Source organism: Mycobacterium sp. (genome assembly GCF_019247615.1).
Taxonomy (GTDB): domain Bacteria; phylum Actinomycetota; class Actinomycetes; order Mycobacteriales; family Mycobacteriaceae; genus Mycobacterium.
The window spans coordinates 1-2,803 of record NZ_JAFBAT010000255.1; the positions used below are offsets into that span (position 1 = coordinate 1).

Genomic DNA, 2,803 nt, shown 5'->3' on the forward strand with positions numbered 1-2,803 from the left:
AAAGCGCGTGGTGATCTGGGGCACCGGCTTCGTCGGCCGGATGGTGATCGCCGAGATCCTCAAGCATCCCCTGTTCGAGCTGGTGGGCGTCGGCGTCAGCAACCCCGAGAAGGTCGGCCGCGACGTCGGCGAGATCTGCGGGCTGCCCGAATCGGCGGGCATCACCGCGACCGATGACATCGACGCCCTGATCGCGCTTCGGCCCGACGCGCTGGTCCATTACGGCCCGACCGCGGCGCACGCCGACGCCAACATCGCGGTGATCACCCGGTTCCTGCGAGCCGGCATCGACGTCTGCTCGACCGCCATGACACCGTGGGTCTGGCCGACCATGCACCTCAACCCGCCCAATTGGATAGAACCGATCACCACGGCATGTGAGCTGGGCGAGTCCTCCTGCTTCACCACCGGCATCGATCCGGGGTTCGCCAACGACCTTTTCCCGATGACCCTGATGGGCGTCTGCGCGGCCGTGCGCAGGGTGCGCGCGTCCGAGTTGCTGGACTACACCACCTACGAAGGCGACTATGAGACGGAGATGGGCATCGGGCGGGAGCCGGACTTCCGCCCGGTGCTGGAAAACCCCAGCGTGCTCATCTTCGCGTGGGGTGCCACCGTGCCGATGATCGCCCACGCCGCCGGCATCATGCTCGACGAGATCACGACCACCTGGGACAAATGGGTGACGCCGACCGAGCGCACCACCGCGAAGGGCATCATCAAGCCCGGGCGGGTGGCCGCGGTCCGATTCACCATCAACGGAATCTACAAGGGCGAGAACCGAATTCAACTCGAACACGTCAACCGGATCGGTAACGACGCCGCCCCAGATTGGCCGTCGGGACACGACAACGACGTGTACCGGGTGGACATCGAAGGGACCCCCAGCATCTTCCAAGAAACCGCGTTCCGGTTCACCGACGATTCGGGCCGCGACGCGGCCACTGCCGGCTGCCTGGCGACCGGGATGCGGGCGCTCAACGCTGTCCCGGCGGTCAACGAGCTGCGGCCGGGCTGGGTCACCCCGCTGGACCTCCCGCTGATCGCCGGGGCCGGCACCATTCGGTGACCGCCCGCATAACGGCGCCAGGGTCGTTATACAGGTGACCCATAGCGGGCGCTGAAGCTGGCGATAGCTTCCGCCTACAGAATTACGGCTGGTCGCAGTGCCGCCGAACATAGGGGAATCGACGAATGGCCGAGGGAGCTAGGCCCGCGCTGGGCTTGTCGATTGGTGCGACCAACCTGGCCGCCGCGACCGCCGACGTTGCCATCATCCGCAAGCCGGTCCTCACGCTGTTTCGCCAACGCCCGCCCGAGGTCGGCTTGCCCTCGGAAAACCCCAGGCCGGACGAGCCGGGTGTGGTGATCACCGACTTCGTGGACCGGGTCGGAAACCCCGTCGGAATCGTGGCGCCCGACGGTTCCGTACACCGCAGCGACGCTCTGGCCGCCGACGCTCTGCGCGCATTGGCGTATGTCGCCACCGGCGGGCGTGCCCTGCCTGAAAATGCCGCGGTAACCTTTCCGGCTCACTGGTCCACCAGCGCGGTGGACACCCTCGGCGCTGCGCTGGCCCGAGTGCCCGAATGGTCGAACCGCGGGCGCCCCGTTTTGCTGATTTCCGATGCCGCGGCGACGCTCGCCGCGGTGCGGATCAATCCGGGCATACCCACCCGCGGGACCGTGGCCGTGGTCGACTTCGGCGGCAGCGGTACGAGCATCACGTTGATGAACGCCGCCGGCGGCTATCAAGCCATCGCGCCGACCGTCCGGCACCATGACTTCTCCGGGAACATGATCGACCAGGCGTTTTTGACCGCGGTGATGGCCAGCATGCCGAGCACGGGTTTCGACCCCGTCCATGCATTGCCGATCGGCTCGCTGAGCCGATTGCGGGCCGGGTGCCGAAGCGCCAAGGAGCAGCTCTCGTCGAGCACGCTGAGCTTGCTCACCGACGACTTGACGAGCACGCGCGGCGACACGCGGCTCACCAGGGACGACCTCGAAGAAGCGATCCGCGAATCTTTGGACAACTTCGTCGCGGTCCTCGATGACACCTTGCGGCGCAACGGAATTCACGATCTGGCCGCGGTGATCTCCATCGGGGGTGGCGCGAATATCCCGATGGTCACCGCGACGCTGTCCGGCCACCTTCGCGTACCGGTCATCACGACACCGCGTCCGCAGGTGACCGCCGCCGTCGGGGCTGCACTGAGGGCGGCGCGGGTTACTGGCGACGACGCGGCAACCACGCTCGCCGGCCCCGCATCGGCGACCGCGACGGCACCGGCCGCGCGGGCGTGGCCGCAGCCTCGGCGTACGGCGACAGCGACAATCGAAGCGGCTGCATTGAACGACATGCCCAACAAAATGCGCGCCGTGACGTTGCCGAAGGCCGCCGACGGTGTCTGGACGGCTCCGGCGCCCGCGCCCGAGCAAGCCCAACCCGCCGAAGCGGCCGAACCGGCCGAACCGGCCCCGCCCGCTGACCCGGAGCCCAAGAAGCGACGCCGCCGGTGGTATCGGCTGCCGGCGGTGGCGATTGTCAGTGCGGCGCTGATTCTGCTGCTGGGCACCGCGCTGGCCATCGAATTGCGCTCGGACGACACAACGACGGCCCCGGCCCACAGCACAAACGCGGCTGCGCCCGCTGACCCGAGTCCGCAACCGCAGGCACCCGCGCCCTCGGCCACCCCGGCGGACCCGCCCACCGCGGAAACGCCAACAGCCGCGCCGCCCCCGGCTCCGGAAAGTCCTCAGGCTCCGTCGCCGCCGATACCGCGCTCGCCGGCCGCACACC

2 protein-coding genes are annotated in these 2,803 nt (G+C 68.6%); both read left to right on the forward strand.

The features are described from left to right. The coding region (locus JO059_RS17450) for a dihydrodipicolinate reductase (protein WP_293320909.1) at positions 1-1,069 on the forward strand (1,069 nt) is incomplete at its 5' end. A gap of 125 nt (positions 1,070-1,194) precedes the next feature. Then, positions 1,195-2,803, forward strand: a 1,609-nt coding sequence (locus JO059_RS17455; RefSeq protein ID WP_293320912.1) for an Hsp70 family protein, incomplete at its 3' end; no start/stop codon positions are given.